This is a genomic window from Anaeromyxobacter oryzisoli (assembly GCF_022690765.1).
Classification (GTDB): Bacteria; Myxococcota; Myxococcia; order Myxococcales; family Anaeromyxobacteraceae; genus Anaeromyxobacter; species Anaeromyxobacter oryzisoli.
Map to the genome: position 1 here is coordinate 54,038 of NZ_JALCZA010000013.1, position 16,987 is coordinate 71,024.

A 16,987-nucleotide genomic window follows, 5' to 3' on the forward strand; every position below is an offset into this window, starting at 1 on the left:
GTCGGGGACGGACACGGACGGCGGACGTCACGCTGGCCGGCGCCCGGCGAGCCATCGCCACCCGCCAGCGTCGAGCGTCGCGAGGCACAGGATGCCCGTCGCGGAGCGGGGGCACACGACGACCGAGCAGCGCAGGAGAAGTCTGCCTCGCGGGAACACCGGCTGGCCGTGGTCACCCGTCGATCGCGGCCTTGACGAGCCGCATGAACTGCTCGCCCTGCGCGGACTGCGCCTTCGGGATCTTGAACGAGAGCGGCTTGTTGTGCGGGATCCCGTTCACGATCTCGGTGTTGCCGTCCACGCCGATCTTGATGTCCGCGTCGATGTCGAGCGTGCCCGCCGTCTCGAACGAGACGTACTTGAGCCCCCTCAACGGAAAGTACTTGTACTCCTTCTTCTTCCCGGTGAGGCCCTGGACGTCCACGACGTAGATCCCACGGTTCGTCACGACGATCTCGTCGCGCACGAAGCGGAACGCCGCCACGACCTGTTCGCCCTCCCCGAAGAACCGCTCGACGTCGTTCGAGGACGCACCGCTCACATCCGCGTGACCGATCAGCCGATCCATCAATCCCATGTCGTGCACTCCTGGTGGCAAGCCAAAGCGTTTTGCGTGAGGGTCCGCACGCGCAAGGACAGGATATCAGCGTCCCGGACACGGACCGTTGATCGCGTTCGTCGGGCAACCCCAGGGCAGGGGATCCCTGCGGTTCATCGTCACGTTCGTGGAACGACCAACCCGACCTGGTGGAACAGCAGCATCCGCCCCCGCCCATCCGCCCCCGCCGATGTGCTGGATTGACGCGCCTTCCGTGATGTGGGGGCCGACGTCGGCGAGGCGCGGGCGCTCGCTCACACCGGTCCCGGCGGCGTACATCGCAGGCCGTCGCCGGGCACACTCCGCTCGTTGAGATGGGGTATGTACACGCATGATGCGTGAAGGCGTGCGCGGGGTCCGGGGGGACCGCACGACGAGGTTCCTCACTGGGGATCTGCACATGCTCGCCAACCTGAAGATCCGGACCAAGCTGGCCTTCCTCGTCGCCGTGGGCTCCCTCGCGCTCCTCGCCGTGGCATCCGCCGCGCTGGTGCAGGGGCGCGAGAGCGACGCGACCATCGCCCGCATGGCGGGGGACGACCTCGATCTCCTGGTCGGCTTCGAGTCGATGTACTCGGCGGGGCTGCAGACCGGGCAGGCGACGCGCAACGTCCTGCTCAACCCGGACGACGGGACGGCGAAGAAGAACTACCGGGAGGCGCACGAGGCGTTCCTGAAGACCCTCGAGCGCGCGACCGAGATCGCGCCGCCGGAGCTGAAGGCCCGGCTGCAGACCGTGGACCGCCTCTGGGCCGAGGACCACACGCTCAAGCAGGAGGTGATGAACCTCTCCGAGGCCGGCAACCGCGACGAGGCCGTCGCGGTCCTCGTGAGCAAGGAGACCCCGGTGTGGCGCGAGGTGAAGCAGGTCATCCTCGATCTCCGCGACGAGCAGCGGCGCGCCTTCGCGAGGAGCGAGGAGTCCGCCCTCCAGGCGACGGGCGTCGTCAGGCAGGTCGTGATCGCCACGATCCTCGTGGCCGCCGCGGGCTTCGTGCTCCTCTCCTTGCTGCTCGCGCGGAGCATCACCGCTCCGCTCCAGGAGGCGATCCAGGTCGCGGCCGCCATCTCGCGCGGCGACCTGACCCGGAGCGTCGCCGCCGACCGTCACGACGAGGTCGGTCAGCTCCAGGCGGAGCTGGCGATCATGGCGCGGAAGCTCGCCCAGGTGATCGGCGAGGTCCGGAGCGGCGCCGAGGCGCTCGCCGGCGCCTCGCAGCAGGTCTCCGCGACGTCCCAGGTCCTGTCGCAGGGCACCGGCGAGCAGGCCAGCAGCGTGGAGGAGACGACCGCGTCGCTCGAGGAGATGAGCGCGTCGATCACCCAGAACGCGGAGAGCTCCCGGGTGACGGAGACGGTGTCGAACGAGAGCGCCGCGAACGCGGAGGAGAGCGGGAAGTCGGTCCGCCAGACCGTCGGCGCGATGAAGGCCATCGCGGAGAAGATCTCGATCATCGAGGAGATCGCCTACCAGACGAACCTGCTCGCGTTGAACGCGGCCATCGAGGCCGCGCGGGCCGGAGAGCACGGCAGGGGCTTCGCGGTGGTGGCGACCGAGGTCCGGAAGCTCGCGGAGCGCTCGCAGAAGGCCGCGCAGGACATCGGCGGTCTGGCCGGGTCGAGCGTCGCGGCCGCCGAGCGCTCGGGCGAGCTCATCGAGACGCTCGTGCCGGCGATCCGCAAGACGGCGGGGCTGGTCCACGAGGTGGCGGCGGCCTCGCGGGAGCAGTCCTCGGGCGTGGCGCAGGTCTCGAAGGCCATGGGGCTCGTCGATCAGGTCACGCAGCGGAACGCGTCCGCCGCCGAGGAGCTCAGCTCGACGGCGGAGGAGATGGCCACGCAGGCGGAGGCGCTGCAGCAGCTCATCGCGTTCTTCCAGGTGAAGAGCCAGGGCGCTCGCGTCGCGTTCCCCGCGCAGGCGGCGCACGCTCCGGGCGCGCCCGCTCGGCGCTCAGCTCCGGCTCCGGTGAAGGCGGCGATCAAGAACGGAAAGGGCGCGGGCACCGGGTACCGGCCGTTCTAGGCTCAGGGTCGGGCCGACCGAGCTCCAAGGGCTGGTATGCGGGGACCATGAGGTCCCACAAATGTCCGCCGGCGATCGTCGCGGGCTGGGCCGAGGTGCCGGCCACCGCGGGGGCGGGGCCGGCTCTGGGCCGCCGCGGTCGTGGACTGCGATCCGCTCTCCGCGAGCGTGACGGCTCCTCGACAGGCTGATCGAGGATCTCGGAGCCTCGTGACCGGCCCCGCTCGGCCGCAGCACCCTGCTCCCCCGCCGTCGAGGCCAAGACGAACACCACGCCTGGGTTCAGGCTCCTCGGCCGAAGGCTCGCTACGTTTGGTAGGGCATTCGGAGAAGGGGAACACGCATGCGCAAACGCGTCCTGAGCGCGATCACCGCCGCGGGCCTCCTTGGTACGGGCGGGCCATTCCTGGGTTGCGCCTCCACCCGCACCCGCGAGAGCGCCGGCGAGTACGTCGATGACTCTGCGATCACCGCCAAGGTCAAGGCCGCGATCCTCCAGGATCCGGCGTTGAAGTCGCTGCAGATCAGCGTCAAGACGTACAAAGGAGTGGTTCAGCTGAGCGGGTTCGTGGATTCGAAGGACATGGTCGAGAAAGCCGGGAAGGTCGCGGGCCAGGTCTCCGGTGTCCGCGACGTGAAAAACAGTCTGACCGTGAAGTAGCAGGGGTCGCCCTGGAGCGCCCCGTCGCGTACGGCGTCAAGCTGCTACGGAAGACGTCGAGGAGCGGAAGCTTCGGGGACGAGCATCCCGAGGCTCGGCGCTGGACGTGACCAGCGCTCGGAGCAGGGCCTCGGCGCGCAGCGCGGCACGAATCGCTCGCCGGCCGAGAACAGGGGCGAGCACAGCCGAGCCCGCGATCAGCTCGGGTTCCACGACACGCTGGCGAAGAACGCCGCCCCGGCGCGCTGATCGCCCTCGAGCCGCTGGAAGATCGGGACCACCGCGCGGACGCGCGCCTGCAGACCGGGGGCGAGCCCCACGGACATCGACGCGGTCCCCGAGCCGATGAACCCGCCGGTGTTCGAGACCGTCGCGCCGCTCAGCAGGTCCTGCGCCGCCCACCTGACGTCCGCGCCGACCCCGATCGAGAGACGCGTGAACAGGTCGTGCTGCACGTCGAGGCCGGCGAGGACCGCGTTCCCGAACCGGTACCCGAACGCGTTCGGGGTTCGCAGCCGCGCGGTGGCGCTCACCGCGAACGCCCAGGGCTCTCGCGAGAGCTGGTAGAGCAAGCCGGCGTAGGGACCCCACCCGCCGGTTCCGATCTGCGCGTGCTCCTCCAGGCGGAGGCCGTCGCGGCGGGCGTCGTCCTCGCCGGTCGGCAGGCTCGTCCCGGCGGACAGCGCCAGCGCCTGCACCCGCGTCACCGCGATGCGCTCCGGATCCTGGACGAACTCGACCCGTCGCCACACCGCCAGCCGCGCGCCGAGGTCCACGTCGCCGAGGCCGGTGAGCACCACGCGCTCGTCGTTCATGCCGTCCCCGGTCAGCCGCCACTCGCGGCGGACGAGCGGGAGGGCGGCGACGAGGTTCAGCCGCTCGACCGGGCTGTACACGACGACGGTCCGGACCGTGGCCTGCCGGACGTGCTCGACCATGGCCATCCCGGCGGCCATCCCGTCGCCCGACTGCATCGCGGCCGTGGACGAGAGCGTCTCGGTCTCGACCGCGAGCCGGAGCGCGCCGCTCCGCGCCGCGACGTCGCCGATCGCGAGGAGCGGATCCTCGAAGATGCAGCAGGAACCGTAGGCGGTCGGGGGGCCGAGGAGGAGCGCGACCGCACCCGCCGCGAGCGCGCCGCGCACGCCGCGCAGCGCGGCGCGCCCGCCGGAGCCGCTCGGGCGGGCGGCGTTCATCGCGAGGCGTGCTTCGCGAACGGGTTGAACTCGTTCGTGTAGACGTCCGTCGCCACGATCTGCCCGGGCCTGAGCTTCTTCTCCCGCACGAGCAGGTCGATCCACCACTGCACCTGGGCCGGGCCGGGGACGAGCCCGTGCTCGTAGTACTGCCAGCTCCCGGCGTACTTCGGATCGAGGCCGCGGCGGCGCGCGAAGATCTGGCCGGCCTCTTCGTGGTGCGCGTTGGTCCAGTCGGAGGCGCGGACCAGCACCTTCACGAACTTGCGAACGACGTCCGGGTGCTTCCGGAGGAAGTCCTCGTTCGTGAAGTAGGGGAGCATCCCGGAGAGCCCGTCGTCCACCACGAAGTCGTTGAAGATCTCGCGCGCGGCGCCGGTCTTCACCACCTTCTCGTAATAGGGGGAGTGGAGGACGCCGACGTCGATGAGCCCCTGGGCGAGCGCCTGCTCCTGGTTGGGATCCGGGATCACCTGGAACTCGATGTTCTTCTCGAGCCCGTTGCGACGGAGGTACTCCTTCAGCACGTACTCGGAGCACGCGCCGAAGCTGTTGATGCCGATCTTCTTGCCGCGCAGGTCCTTCACCGACCGGATCGGGCTCCCGGGCGCGACCAGGTACTTCATGTGCGGCCGGTCCGGGGTGGTCTGCGCGCCGGCGGCGATGATCTTGACCTTCGCGCCGCCCGCGCGCGCCGTGAGGACGAGCGGCGTGTGGCGGTTCGCAAAGTCCACGCTCCCGGCGGCGACGGCGGGGACGAGCTGGGCCGCGGGGATCTCCCCCACCCACTTGATCTGGAGCCCCTCCTCCGCGAACCAGCCCTTCTCGTCGGCCACGTACACCGGGTCGAACCACTGGACGTTGGGATATTTGATGACGAACGGCTCGGCCGCCGACGCCTGCTGCGGGGCGGCGGTGAGCGCGAGGAGCGAGGCCAAGACCACTGCGAGCTCGAACGGCTTCATGCGTTCCCTCCACGTCTGTTGGCCCGGCCGCGCCGGGCGGGGTCGAGCTTCAGGTTCCGGCGGCTTCCCGCCACGCGGTGGCGCGCCGCTCCGCGGCGAGCAGGACCGCGTTCACCGCGAGGCCGAAGGCCGCCAGCGCCACGATGGCCGCGTACATGCGCGGGATCGCGAAGACCTCCTGCGAGTTGAGCACCAGGAAGCCGAGCCCGGCGTTCGCGCCGATCATCTCGGCGGCGACGAGGACCATGAACGCGTAGGCGGCCCCCAGGCGCACGCCGGTGAAGATCGACGGGGCCGCGGCGGGGAGGATGACCTTGCGGAAGAGCGTCCCGCGCCGCGCCCCCATCGACCGCGCCGACCGGACGAGCACCGGGTCCACGCCCTTCACGCCCGCGACCGTGCTCAGCAGGACCGGCCACAGCGACGCCCAGAAGATGATCATCACCTTCGACAGCTCGCCGATCCCGAAGAACAGGATGAACACCGGGAACAGGGCGATCGCCGAGATCTGGCGGCCGGCCTGGAGGGGAGCGTCCACCGCACGCTCGAAGCCGCGGAACGCCCCCATCCCGAGGCCGAGCGGCACGCCCAGCACGATCGCGAGCCCGAGCCCTTCGAGGATCCGGACCAGGCTCACGCGCGCGTGGACCGCGAGCTCCCCGCTGGTGAAGAGCTCCCAGATCGTCCGCGCGACCTCGGACGCCGGGGTGAGGAACACCGGGTTCACGACTCCGCTTCGGGGGAGGAGCTCCCAGGCCGCGACGATGAGCGCCGCGAGGGCGACCCGGGTGAGCAGCGTGCGGGTCATGCCGCCCTCCGCGAGAACGCCCGCGCGAACGCGCCGAGGAGGCCGCGCCGGGGCGGCGTCGCGACCGCCGGCGCCGCGCTCGCCTCGCCGGAGGCGCGCGTCACCTCCTCGGAGAGGAGCTCCCACAGGGCGTGGCGGCAGGCCGTGAACTCGGGGGTCGAGCGGACGTCGCGCGCGTGGCGCGGCGAGGGCAGCTCGACGTCGAGCACCTCCTTCACCCGGCCCGGGCGCGCCGTGATCACCGCGACGCGCTGGGCGAGGAACACCGCCTCGTCGATGCTGTGCGTCACGAACACGATGGTCTTGCCGGTCCGCTCCCAGACGCGGAGCAGCTCGATCTGCAGGAGCTCTCGCGTCTGCGCGTCGAGCGCCGCGAAGGGCTCGTCCATGAGGAGGACGTCGGGGTCGAAGGCGAGGGCGCGGGCGAGCGCGACCCGCTGCTTCATCCCGCCGGAGAGCTGGGACGGGTAGCGGTCCTCGAACGCGGAGAGCCCGACGAGCCGGAGCTGCTCGCGCGCGATCCGGCTCCGCTCCGGCGCGGGCAGGCCCTTCATCTCGAGCCCGAAGGCGACGTTGGCGAGCACGGTCCGCCAGGGGAAGAGGGCGTAGTCCTGGAACACGATCCCGCGGTCGAGCCCGGGCCCGCGGACGGGCGCGCCGTTCACCACGACCTGTCCCTCGGCCTGGACGAGCCCGCCGATCACGTGGAGCAGGGTGGACTTTCCGCAGCCGCTCGGGCCGAGCAGCGCGAGGAGCTCCCCCCTCCTCACGTCGAGGGAGACGTCGTCGAGGGCGAGGAGGCCTGGCGCCGCGCCGGCGCCGCGGTAGGACTTGGTGACGTGCGCGACGCGGATCGCGGGTCGCGTCGAGAGTGGAGTGGTCATCACGCGATCCGATCGCCGCGCGAGCCGTGGCGGCGGAGGTGGACGAGGGCGCGGTAGCGCGGGTCGTCGGGGTTCCGCGCGATCGCCGTCCGCTCCTCGCGGTAGGCGCGCGCGTCGAGACCCTGGAACACCTTCCGGTCTGCGCCGATCGGGCAGACCTTCACGCAGACGCCGCACGGCCAGCGCTTCTCGTCGCGGAGCACCATGTGGTGACGCGTGCACGCGTCCTTGTCGAGGTGACCCACCACCTCGCCGTCCGCGCGGCGGAGCGCGCCGGCGGGGCAGAGCCGCTCGCAGAGGCGGCAGCCGTTGCAGAGCTCCTCCGTGATGCCCCCGTCGCCGGGGAGCTCCGCGGCCGTGAAGATCGACCCCAGCCGCACGCGCGGCCCGTACTCCGGCGTGATGAGGCTGTGGTGGAGGCCGATGGTGCCGAGCCCGGCGTACTTCCCGGCCATCGCGTGGCTGAACGAGCCGAAGGGGTTCTCGAGGAGGACCTCGAGGCTCCCGTAGCCGTCGCGCGGGAGGAAGACGGACGCGTGGCCGCGATCCGAGAGCCACACCGCGAGCCGGTAGCCGAGGTCGTCGAGCAGCCGGTTCGACGCGTCGTACATCTCCTGGTAGTTGATGGAGGGCGTCGAGTCGATCACCGGCAGCAGCATCGGGACGCCGAACGTCACGACGGTGCGCGCCGCCGGCCACAGCGCCGTGGGCCGGTACGCCTCCGGCACCTCTCCCGCCTCCGCCCAGCGCGCCACCGGCGCGAACCCGACCAGGCTCGCGCCGAGCGCCCGCGCGCGCCGCTCGATCTGCGCCGCGAGCCGCGCCCCCGGCCGCGCCGCGTGCGCCTCACGCGCTCGCGCCCCCGGCGCGTTCGCGACCCGGGCCGCCTCGCGCGATCGCCGCTGCCGACGTTCCGACGACCTCATCTCTCGTGTCCCTCGCGCGGGCCGGCAACAGGCCGGTGCCGCGATAACGTCGGCACGTCCTGTATAACGGATCATGAACGCGCGTCAACGATCACGGATGTACGTCCGTCATCGTGGATGACGAAAGCGGCGGGGACTCGTTCACTCGACGGCTGACGAGATCGGCACCTTCGCACTTTCCGCCGAGCCAGGGTCGGCGCGAGGGCTTGACTCTCCCCCAGGGGCAGGCTGGACAGTCATGCGCGAGGAGGAGACATGAGGAACCTCGTCCCCATCGGGCGGTTCTCGACCATCTGCCGGCTGTCGCCCAAGGCGCTGCGGCTCTACGACGAGATGGGGCTCCTCGTGCCCGCCCTCGTCGACCCTGCGTCCGGCTACCGGTACTACAGCGTGTCGCAGGCGCTCGAGGCGGAGCGGATCCGGCTCCTCCGGTCGCTCGAGGTTCCCCTCGAGGAGATCGGGCAATACGTGCGCGCCAGCGGCCCAGCCGCCGCCCGCGAGGTCCTGGAGCGGCACCGCGCACGCCTCGAGGCGCGCGTCGAGCAATACCGCGCGATGCTCGCCGAGCTCGAGCAGCTCGCGAGCCGGCCGGCGAGCGCGTACGAGGTGAGGACGAAGGCGCTCGCCCCCCAGCAGGTGCTCTCGACCCGGATGCGCGCCCGCCTCGCCGACCTCGGCGACGCGGGCCCGCGCGCCTTCGGTGAGCTGATCGCTCACCTCGGTCGCGCGCAGGCCCAGCCCGCCGGCCCGCTGTTCGCGCTGTATCACGGGCCCGAGTTCGACGAGGAGGCGGTGGACGTCGAGTGGTGCGTGCCCGTGGACCGCCCCGTCTCCGGCCAGGGCCACGGGGGCGGGCGCGAGCTGCCGGGCGGGACGGTGGCCTACACGCTCCACGCCGGCTCGTACGACGCGCTCGGCCCGGCCGCCTACGCCGCCTTGCAGAGCTGGATGCAGGAGCACGGGCACGAGAGCGACGGCCCGCCGCGCGAGGTCTACCTGGTCGGAGCGTGCCAGGCGCGCGAGCCCGCCGCGTACCGGACCGAGCTGCAGTGGCCGATCCGTTGAGCTTCGAGATGGTCCGGGAGGACGGCATGGGCGCGAGGAATCGCGGGTGGCTCGTGGTGGCCGCGCTGGCCGCGACGGGGTGCGGGGGCGGCTCGATGTACGAACCGGGCGCGGTGCGGAGCGGCGCGAACCTCCGCGCAGGGTTGGACGCGCCGGCGCAGGTGGACCGGGAGTTCTGGCGCGTCGAGCCGGACGTGAAGCTCTTTCACTTCACGCAGGGGAGCGGGCGGACGGCGCTGGTGCTGCACGGCGGCCCGGCGATCCCGCCGGACGAGCCGTGGGCGGGATTGCGCGGTGTGGACGGCTTCGCGTTCCACTACTTCCACCAGCGCGGCTGCGGGCGCTCGACGCGCCCCTTCGACCGGTTCGGCGGGGGCTCCTGGCTCTCGACCTGGAAGAACCTGAAGGAGCTCGAGCGTACGCTCGGCCTCGGCGCGCAGATCGCCGACGTGGAGCGCGTGCGGCGGCTCCTGGGCGAGGAGCGGCTCGTCGTGGTCGGGCACTCGTTCGGAGCGCTCATCGCGGCGCTCTACGCGGCGGAGTTTCCCGAGCACGTCGCGGCGCTCGTGCTCGAGTCGCCGCCCGAGCTCCTCGTCGTGCCGTCGCCGACGGGCGGGCTCTTCGCCGAGGTGAACGCGCGCCTCGCGGCGACCGAACGCATCGCTTTCCAGAAGTACCTCGAGCGCTACCTCGACTTTGCGCACCTCTTCGAGAAGAGTGAGGCCCAGCTCGCGGCGCTCCACGCCGAGTTCGGTCCCTACTACGCGGCCGCGCTGCGAGGGAACGGGGCGGCGATAGCCGGATCGCCGTCGCTCGTGCCGGCGCCGACCGAGGTCGGAGGCTTCATGCCGCAGGCGGTCTACCTCAGCATGGGTCGCAAGCACGACTGGCGCGCCGCGCTCGTCCGCGTCCGCGCCCCCGTGCTCGTCCTCCACGGCGAGCGCGATCTCCAGCCGCTCTCCGCCACCCGGGCGTTCGCCGCCGCGTTCCCGGTCGCCGAGCTGCGCGTCATCGCGGGCGCGAGCCACTACGCGCACCTGGAGCAGCCGGAGGCGTTCGCCCGCCAGGTGCGCGCGTTTCTCGCGACGAACCTTCTCATGGAAGGTACGGATACAGGTACGAAGCGTGAACCGTGAGCCGCCTCGAGCACGCCGAGGCCGGAGGGAGGCGCATGCATCGAGGACGACGCCCTGCGCGAGCGCGCGAGGCGGCTCCGCGAACGCGTCGCCGCGGAGGACGGCGTCGCGACGGCGGTGGCGGCTCGGCGGCGGCGCCCGGGAGCAGCGGCTCGGGCGCCGGCTCGCCGCCGGGCGCTCGCGCTGACGCGGCGAGCGCCGCCCGGGCGCGGCGCCGCGGCGGCGCTCAGCGCACCTCCGGCACGAGCGTCCGCTTCCCGGCGTAGGCCCGCGGGTCGAGGCCGTAGCGGAAAGCGATGCTGATGCGCGGGCGGGCGCGCGCGACCTTCGGGACGGAGTGCTCCCAGGCCCGGTGCGTCGCGCCCCCGGTGACGAGCAGGTCTCCGCGGCCGAGCGGGAAGGCGCGCGAGCGGCCGCCGCCCTTCGGCCGCACGAGGAACTTTCGCGGCTCGCCGAGCGAGACGATCGGGATGATCGGGTCCTCGATCTCCTCGCGGATCTTGTCGCCGTGCCACGCCACGCTGTCGGCGCCGTCGCGGTAGAGGTTGAACCCGGCGGAGTCGAAGACCACGCCGTACCGCGCGCCGAGGCAGCGGCGCATCTCCTCCAGGATGGGCGGCTCGAGCGGCTCGCCCGAGTCGAGGCTCCAGCCCGAGGTGAGGCGCGGCTCGCGGACGCGGCGGTCGTACATCCAGCGCGTGCGCTCGCCCCAGCGGCGCGACCCCAGGATCTCCGCGAACAGGCGATCGGAGCCGCTCACCCAGCCGGGCGCGAGGTCCAGCCAGCTCGCCTCGTCGAGCGCGATCCGGACGAGCTGCCGGAAGGCCGCGTCGAACGAGGGTGTGTCGGTGTCGAAGAGCGTCGGCTGGAACGGGAGCGGGTACGGGTCCATCGCCATCCCATGACGGCGAACCACCTTCTCCGCACCGCGGCCGTCGCGCTCAGCCGCCGGCCGGGCGCTCGCTCGCGAGGAGCTCCTCGATCACCTGCTCCATCCGGCGGTGATGCGTGCCCGCCCAGTAGACGCGTCCACACGACGGGCACCGGCGGAACCGCTCGTGCCGCTCGCGGACGCGCGGCGGCAGGTGGTCCAGGACGTCCTCCTTGCGGACGTCCTCGAGCAGCGCGTTGCAGCAGAGGCAGCGCCGGAAGGGGGCGATCCCGCGGACCAGGTCGAGGCGGCGGACGACCTCCGCGAGCTGGCGCCGCGGGTCGGCCTCGCGCACGAGGTAGCCGTGCGTCACGATCCGCCGCTTGAGCAGGCCGGCGTCGCGCGTGAGGACGATCCGGTGCTCGGTCGCCGCGGCGCGCGCGATCTCCTCGTCGCCCGCGTCGTTCCGCCAGCGCGCGTCGAACCCGAGCATCCGGAGGTATCGCGCGAGGCGGCCGAGGTGGACATCGAGGACGAACCGCACCTCGCGCAGCGGCGCGGGGCGGACGCGCGCGAGCGGCGCGACGTCGATCGACTCGAACACGGGGTAGACGCTCACCCGCGCGCCGTCGCGGAGGATCCACGCGAAGTCCACCGACTCGCCGTCGGCCAGCACGAGGTCCACCTCGGTGTGCGGCACGCCGAGCGACTCGATGACGTCCTTCACCGACGGCCCGCCGCGGAACTCGTGGGTGAACTCGAGGAAGCGCCGCTCCGGCGGGAGGAAGTCGTTCAGCTCCGCGTAGAACCTGAACCGCGCGCGGCTCATCGGTGGCCCGCTCGAGCCAGCCCGCCGCCGCGCCGGGCGGCGGCGCGGGGCGGGCGCGGCTCACGATCAGAACTGGACGGCGCCGGTTCGGATCAGGAACGCGAACTGCTTGCGCTGCTCCGGGGCGAGGACGGCGTGGATGCGCCCGAGCGCCTTCACGACCGCGTCGCGGAGGCGCTCGGCGCTGCGCACGCGGGACGCGCCGGCCTCGCCGAGCCTCGCGGCGTCGAGGGCGTCGCCCTCGAGCGCGTCCGCGAACGCGGACACGGCCCGCCGCTCGTCGACCGCGACCTGGGCGCGCTCCGTCTTGAGCTCGTCGATGATGCGGGCGATCGCCTCCGTCTGCTTCTCGTCGAGCTCGAGGCGGTAGGCGAGGAAGCGGAGCGGGCGGCGAACGCCGAAGGGGCCTCCCTCGTCGCCGTGACCTCCGCCGTGCATCATGCCGAATCCGTGGCCGTGCCCGACCCCTTCACCGCAGCCGCGGCCGTGCGCGTGCCAGCACCCACCACCCATCATGTGCGGGAACATCGCTGCTCTCCTTTCGCCGGGGCTGGTCGCTCCCGGCGGGACGTGACGCGCGGGCCCGATGCCTCGCGCACCGGATCACCTAGCCCGGCCAGGGTGGCCTCGCAACCGCTCGCGGAGGCGCCCCAGCCGAGCCGCCGCGCCGAGCCCAGCCACGAGCCGCGCGGGCGAAGTCGCTCGCGAACCGCTCCTCCAGCGGCGGTCGAAGCGGCGCGGACCGGGGGGCTGCCGGTGAAGGTCCGTTTCTCGCCGACGGCTCGGCAGCAGATCGACCTGGGTGATGGTCGCGTGGAGCGGAACGCCCGGCGCGGGCGCAGGAGCTGCTCTGAGCACGGCTGCGCGCCGCGTCGCGCTCGCATCGCGCGGCGGCTGTAGTTCCCGGCCCCTACGTTCTGATAACCTGCAGCACGTGAGCTTCGTGCATCGAGCCGGCGTATTCGTGGTCCGCTACGACACCCCCGAGGCGCTCTCGCCGGCGGCGCAGGGTGACCTGGTAGCGGCGCTCCGGAAGACCTCCCTGCTCCAGCCGCTCGGGATCATGTTCGTCGTGTCCCCGTCCGTGCAGTGGGTCTCGCACGAGGTCCCCAGCTACTGGACCGAGCTGACCAAGGACCGCACGATGCGGATCGCCGCGATCGCGGTCGTCACGACGAACCCCGCCGTCGTCGTCGCCACCCGCGGGTTCAGCACCTCGCAGATCCTCGGGAACACGTCGGTGACCGTGAGGCCGTTCTCGGACGAGACGGAAGCGGTCGCGTGGGTCACCGCGGCCGTGGTCGCCGCGAGGAGCCAGCCGGGGCCGGGCGGGGCGCGGTAGCTGCGACGCTGGTCGCTCCGCCGCGAGATTCCCTCGGCAGCCCAGTCGTCGGCGGCGACGAGCTTCGAGCCGGCCCGCAGCATCGAAAGCCTGCCCGCGCCGGCGCTCACGAGCCCATCCTCGGCGATGGCGGAAGCCTCGGCCATGCGGGCATATCGTGAGCGCGCGTACTGACCGTGGGCGGATGAGACCACCGGGCTGGTTCACTCCGGCCACCCATGCTAGCGGGCGAGCAGCGCCTCGAGGAGCGGCTTCAGCGCTGGGACATCCGCGGTGGCTGTCTGCCAGACGGTGCCGAGGTCGAGCCCGAAGTACTCATGGGCGGCGATGTTTCGCATGGCCTTCATCTTCCGCCACGGGATTTGCTGCGCGGTGGCCTGCACTTCGTCGGGCACGTGCGCTGCCGCCTCGCCGATGACGACCAGCGCGAAGCAAACCGCCTCCACCGTCCGCTCGTCGCGCTCGAAGGCGGCGCGGTCGAGGCCGGTGGTGTAGCGCCCGATCCGCTCGACGGCGGCCAGGATGTCCATGACCCGCGGTCGCCACTCCCTAGGCGGCACGGACCGCCTCGGCCAGGATGGCTTGCTTGAGCTCCGGCCTGAGGCCGCCGGGGGTCACGAGATCGACCCTGCAACCCAGGAGGGCCTCGAGCTGCTCCTGCACGTCGAACAGGTGGAAGAAGCCGACCGGTCGATCGAACTCCACGAGGACGTCGACGTCGCTCCCGGCGGTCGCCTCGTCGCGCGCGACGGAACCGAAGATCGAGAGGGCCCGCACGCCGAGTGCGCGCAACTCTGCCTCATGCAAGGCAATGACCCGGAGAGCATCGGAGCGCCGCACGGGAGGCATGATAGGGGAGGCGAAGGTCACTGCCAAACCCCACGAGCATCCCGGCTCGGAGGCGTCGTCGGTATTATGCGTGGTCCTACCCGGCAGGGGGCACCAGGTATCGAGGAGGGGATCGTTCGTTCGCTGGGTGACTCCGGCCGGAGCCCCGCACGCGTCCCCGGACGATCAGGCGTAGAGCCGCCGCAGCTCCTCCACCCGCGCCCGGAGCTGCGCCGCCACGTCGTCCGGCGCCTCGACCGTGCACGCGCCGCCGTACCCGAGCACCACGCCGAGCAGGTAGTTCCCCGGCGTCACCTTCAGCGACACGCTGACCGTGCCGTCCGCGTTCTCGCGCACGCGGGCCCCGAACCGCTCGCGCGCCAGCCGGACGGCGCCGTCCCGGAAGCGGAGCGTCACGTCGCGCTCCGCGCCGGACTCGAAGTAGAGGCTCCCCTTCCCGTAGCGCGCGACGGGCGGCCCCTTGTGCTCGCCGAAGACGCGCGCGCCGGGCTCGACGGTGACGATCCGATCGAGCCGGAACAGGTGCTCCGCCTCCTTCGCGACGTTCCAGGCGGCGAGGTACCACCGGCCCTCCCGCTGGAAGAGGAGCCGCGGCTCGACGACGCGCTTCTCGGCAGCGGCGTCCCCGACGGCCTGGTACTCGATCGCCGTCTCGAGGCGCCGGTCGATCGCCTCCTGGAGGACGCCGCTCCACGGCTCCGGCGGCGCCGAGGCGACGTCGAGCCCGGTCGCGAGCCGGTCCGCCGCGGGCCGGAGCGGCTCCGGGATCGCCCGGCGGAGCTTCCGCGCCGCGGTGCGTGCCGGCTTGCCCGCGCCCTCCTCGAAGGGCGCGAGCGCGGCGAGGAGGACCGCGCCCTCGGCGAGGGACAGCGCGGGGGGCCTGCCGAACGCCTGGGCGTACGTCGCCTGGATCTCGCCGTCGTCCAGGTACACGTCCACGAGCGACTCGCCTTCGCCCGGCGCGACCCAGAGTGACTGGAGCGCGTCCACGTCCTCCTTCACCTGATCCGCCGAGCGCGCCCCGGTGAGCCGGACCGCCTCGGCGAGCGGGACGCCGCGGTTGCTCCGCGCCGCGCGAGCCGCCGCCGGGAGGAGGAGGAGCAGGCGCCGGAGGCGCCGGAGATCGTAGGCGCCGGTCACGGCGTCCCCCCGGTGCCGGCCTCGACCAGCGACACGAGGACCTCGCGGGCCGCCTCGCGCGCGCTCGCGGGCTCGGTCACCTCCGCGTCCGGCCCCCACGCGAGCGCCTGGCGCACCAGCCCGCGGAGGTTCCGGACCTCGAGCCGGGCGACGCGCGCGCCCGTCCCGTCGGTCTCGACGCGCGCGCCCGGGAGGAGCTGGCGCGCGATCCCCGCGAGCGATCCGCGGAACCGCACCGTCGCGGCGACCGGCGGGTGGACGTCGTAGTCCCAGATCTGCTGCCGGGACCAGCGCCGGATGTCGAACGACTCCGGCACGTCGTAGTCCCCGTCCTTCCCGCGCTGCGACCGCTGTTGCGCCGCGCCCTTCGGGAGCCCGACCTTCCGCAGCGCCCGGACCCGCGACAGATAGAAGATGCGGACCGCGTCCCGGAGGTGGTCGTGGCCGACGAAGATCCATTCGCCGCGCCGCCGCGCCCAGCCGTACACGTCCACCTCGCGCTCGACCACCTCGCCGGTCGCCGCGCGCCAGTACGAGATCCGGAGCCGGCGCCGCTTCTCCCACGCGTCCACCAGGCCGCGGAGGAGCTTGCCGTCCTCCGCGCCCGTCGCCGCGTCGAGCTCCTCGGCGGCCGCCGCGCGCGGCGGGAGCGACCGTGTCCCCACCACGAGCTTGCGCAGCGCGCTCTCGAGCTCGGCCTGGAGCGGGTGCCGGGAGAGCCGGAGCGCCCCCACGCCGGCCGTCCACGCCGCCGCGGCCTCCTCGGCGGTGAGCTCGATCGGCGGCAGCAGCGACGCGCGCGCGTCGATGGCATAGCCGTCCGCGCCCCCGAGCTCCACGGTCTCGACGAGGAACCCGAGTCGCTTCAGCGCGTCCTTGTCGCGCGTGAACATCTTCTCCGCGGCCCCGGGCTTCCCTTTGTACTCGGGGAAGCGGGCGTAGATCTCGGCGCGGGGGACCGGCTCGGGCTGCGAGAGGATCCAGGCGGCGAGGCGGAGGAGGCGCGCCTCGTGAGACTTCTGCTTCGCGGGGGCCTTGGCCATCGGAGTGACGCTGAGTCTACTCCACGGGCCGGGGAGGAGGGATTGCGCGAGCGCTCCCACGATCTCGGGACGTGATGCTTTCACGCGCAGCAGGACCGCGCCGCCTGGAGCGCGCGCGAGCTCGCACGCCGGGAAGAGCGCCCGCGCGACCGCGGCCCAGGGCGGGCCGAGGCGGACGGTCGTCCGGACGGGCGGGCCGGCGCCCGGGTCGAGGAACCCGCGGACCGCGAAGAACACCGGATCGAAGGCTTCCGGCGGACGCCCGGCGCGGCGGCGCCCCGGCGAAACTCCCAGGACCCGCGCCACGTCGAGGACCCGGAGCGACCGGGACTCGCGCCTCCAGGTCGCCACGACCCACCGCGGCGGCTCGAACGAGAGCGCGAGCACGTCCACGAGCCGGCGCGCGGTGGACCGCTCCGTGTCGCGAAAGCGGATGCGGACCGAGCGCGAGCGCAGGCAGGCGCGGGCGAGGTCGAGGAGCGCGCGCTGGTCGCGGGGCCGGAGCATGCCGGCATCGTCCTGCGTCCGCGGACACGGAGTTGCTCCGGGCGGAGGGTGCCGCTCGACGCCGACCGCCGAGAAGCCGAGCCGCCTCCGCGGTCGCGGCGCTCCACGCTCCACCCTGGCGCGGCGTCCCTCGCGTCGCCGCAC

18 protein-coding genes are annotated in these 16,987 nt (G+C 72.8%); 5 read left to right on the forward strand and 13 right to left on the reverse strand.

Annotation, left to right across the window (positions count from 1 at the left end):
* Positions 1–172: 172 nt before the first annotated feature.
* On the reverse strand, positions 173–568 hold the full coding sequence (locus MNZ27_RS06750) for a PH domain-containing protein (RefSeq protein ID WP_242393278.1): 396 nt from the start codon (positions 566–568) through the stop codon (positions 173–175).
* A gap of 430 nt (positions 569–998) precedes the next feature.
* Here MNZ27_RS06750 and MNZ27_RS06755 point away from each other — a divergent pair, with 430 nt between their 5' ends.
* The gene (locus MNZ27_RS06755) at positions 999–2,621 is read left to right on the forward strand and encodes a methyl-accepting chemotaxis protein (RefSeq protein WP_242393279.1); all 1,623 of its coding nucleotides are present in this window, start codon (positions 999–1,001) and stop codon (positions 2,619–2,621) included.
* A gap of 343 nt (positions 2,622–2,964) precedes the next feature.
* Positions 2,965–3,282, forward strand: coding sequence for a BON domain-containing protein (locus MNZ27_RS06760; protein WP_242393280.1), 318 nt, complete (start codon positions 2,965–2,967; stop codon positions 3,280–3,282).
* 197 nt (positions 3,283–3,479) lie between these two features.
* On the opposite strand, the gene MNZ27_RS06765 is transcribed toward MNZ27_RS06760, so the two are convergent.
* From MNZ27_RS06765 to MNZ27_RS06785, 5 genes are read right to left on the reverse strand one after another with little or no spacing between them, the layout of a single operon-like run.
* Positions 3,480–4,478 carry a transporter gene (locus tag MNZ27_RS06765; protein WP_242393281.1) on the reverse strand — a complete coding sequence of 333 codons (999 nt, stop codon included), beginning with the start codon at positions 4,476–4,478 and terminating at the stop codon, positions 3,480–3,482.
* Complete coding sequence (locus MNZ27_RS06770; RefSeq protein ID WP_242393282.1) at positions 4,475–5,443, reverse strand: ABC transporter substrate-binding protein; 969 nt, start codon at positions 5,441–5,443, stop codon at positions 4,475–4,477. The genes MNZ27_RS06765 and MNZ27_RS06770 overlap by 4 nt, the downstream gene beginning before the upstream one ends.
* 49 nt (positions 5,444–5,492) lie before the next feature.
* Positions 5,493–6,251, reverse strand: a complete 759-nt coding sequence (locus MNZ27_RS06775) for an ABC transporter permease (RefSeq protein WP_242393283.1) — start codon at positions 6,249–6,251, stop codon at positions 5,493–5,495.
* Positions 6,248–7,135, reverse strand: a complete 888-nt coding sequence (locus MNZ27_RS06780; protein ID WP_242393284.1) for an ABC transporter ATP-binding protein — start codon at positions 7,133–7,135, stop codon at positions 6,248–6,250. Before MNZ27_RS06780 ends, MNZ27_RS06775 begins: the two co-directional genes overlap by 4 nt.
* Positions 7,135–8,061 (reverse strand): 4Fe-4S binding protein, encoded by a 927-nt coding sequence (locus MNZ27_RS06785; RefSeq protein WP_242393285.1) that lies wholly within the window; start codon positions 8,059–8,061, stop codon positions 7,135–7,137. Before MNZ27_RS06785 ends, MNZ27_RS06780 begins: the two co-directional genes overlap by 1 nt.
* A 255-nt stretch (positions 8,062–8,316) precedes the next feature.
* Here MNZ27_RS06785 and MNZ27_RS06790 point away from each other — a divergent pair, with 255 nt between their 5' ends.
* Positions 8,317–9,126, forward strand: coding sequence for a MerR family transcriptional regulator (locus tag MNZ27_RS06790; RefSeq protein WP_242393286.1), 810 nt, complete (start codon positions 8,317–8,319; stop codon positions 9,124–9,126).
* Positions 9,111–10,262 (forward strand): alpha/beta fold hydrolase, encoded by a 1,152-nt coding sequence (locus MNZ27_RS06795; protein ID WP_242393287.1) that lies wholly within the window; start codon positions 9,111–9,113, stop codon positions 10,260–10,262. Before MNZ27_RS06790 ends, MNZ27_RS06795 begins: the two co-directional genes overlap by 16 nt.
* Positions 10,263–10,488: 226 nt before the next feature.
* Here the strand turns inward: MNZ27_RS06795 and MNZ27_RS06800 are convergent, their stop codons facing one another.
* The 3 genes from MNZ27_RS06800 to MNZ27_RS06810 form a co-directional block, all read right to left on the reverse strand.
* Positions 10,489–11,154, reverse strand: a complete 666-nt coding sequence (locus MNZ27_RS06800; protein ID WP_242393288.1) for an alpha-ketoglutarate-dependent dioxygenase AlkB — start codon at positions 11,152–11,154, stop codon at positions 10,489–10,491.
* 49 nt (positions 11,155–11,203) lie between these two features.
* Positions 11,204–11,962 (reverse strand): Mut7-C ubiquitin/RNAse domain-containing protein, encoded by a 759-nt coding sequence (locus MNZ27_RS06805; protein WP_242393289.1) that lies wholly within the window; start codon positions 11,960–11,962, stop codon positions 11,204–11,206.
* Positions 11,963–12,028: 66 nt separating this feature from the next.
* Complete coding sequence (locus MNZ27_RS06810) at positions 12,029–12,490, reverse strand: Spy/CpxP family protein refolding chaperone (RefSeq protein WP_242393290.1); 462 nt, start codon at positions 12,488–12,490, stop codon at positions 12,029–12,031.
* A 406-nt stretch (positions 12,491–12,896) separates the two neighbouring features.
* On the opposite strand from MNZ27_RS06810, the gene MNZ27_RS06815 reads away from it, so the two are divergent.
* Entirely contained in the window at positions 12,897–13,304 is a 408-nt protein-coding gene (locus tag MNZ27_RS06815) for a hypothetical protein (RefSeq protein ID WP_242393291.1), read from the forward strand.
* A gap of 221 nt (positions 13,305–13,525) precedes the next feature.
* On the opposite strand, the gene MNZ27_RS06820 is transcribed toward MNZ27_RS06815, so the two are convergent.
* The 4 genes from MNZ27_RS06820 to MNZ27_RS06835 all read right to left on the reverse strand — a co-directional run bounded on the left by MNZ27_RS06820 (position 13,526) and on the right by MNZ27_RS06835 (position 16,843).
* Complete coding sequence (locus MNZ27_RS06820; RefSeq protein WP_242393292.1) at positions 13,526–13,834, reverse strand: HepT-like ribonuclease domain-containing protein; 309 nt, start codon at positions 13,832–13,834, stop codon at positions 13,526–13,528.
* A 19-nt stretch (positions 13,835–13,853) separates the two neighbouring features.
* Positions 13,854–14,096 carry a nucleotidyltransferase family protein gene (locus MNZ27_RS06825; protein ID WP_242393293.1) on the reverse strand — a complete coding sequence of 81 codons (243 nt, stop codon included), beginning with the start codon at positions 14,094–14,096 and terminating at the stop codon, positions 13,854–13,856.
* A gap of 222 nt (positions 14,097–14,318) precedes the next feature.
* Complete coding sequence (locus MNZ27_RS06830) at positions 14,319–15,293, reverse strand: helix-turn-helix transcriptional regulator (RefSeq protein ID WP_242393294.1); 975 nt, start codon at positions 15,291–15,293, stop codon at positions 14,319–14,321.
* Positions 15,290–16,843, reverse strand: coding sequence for a helix-turn-helix transcriptional regulator (locus tag MNZ27_RS06835; protein ID WP_242393295.1), 1,554 nt, complete (start codon positions 16,841–16,843; stop codon positions 15,290–15,292). The genes MNZ27_RS06830 and MNZ27_RS06835 overlap by 4 nt, the downstream gene beginning before the upstream one ends.
* Positions 16,844–16,987: the final 144 nt, after the last annotated feature.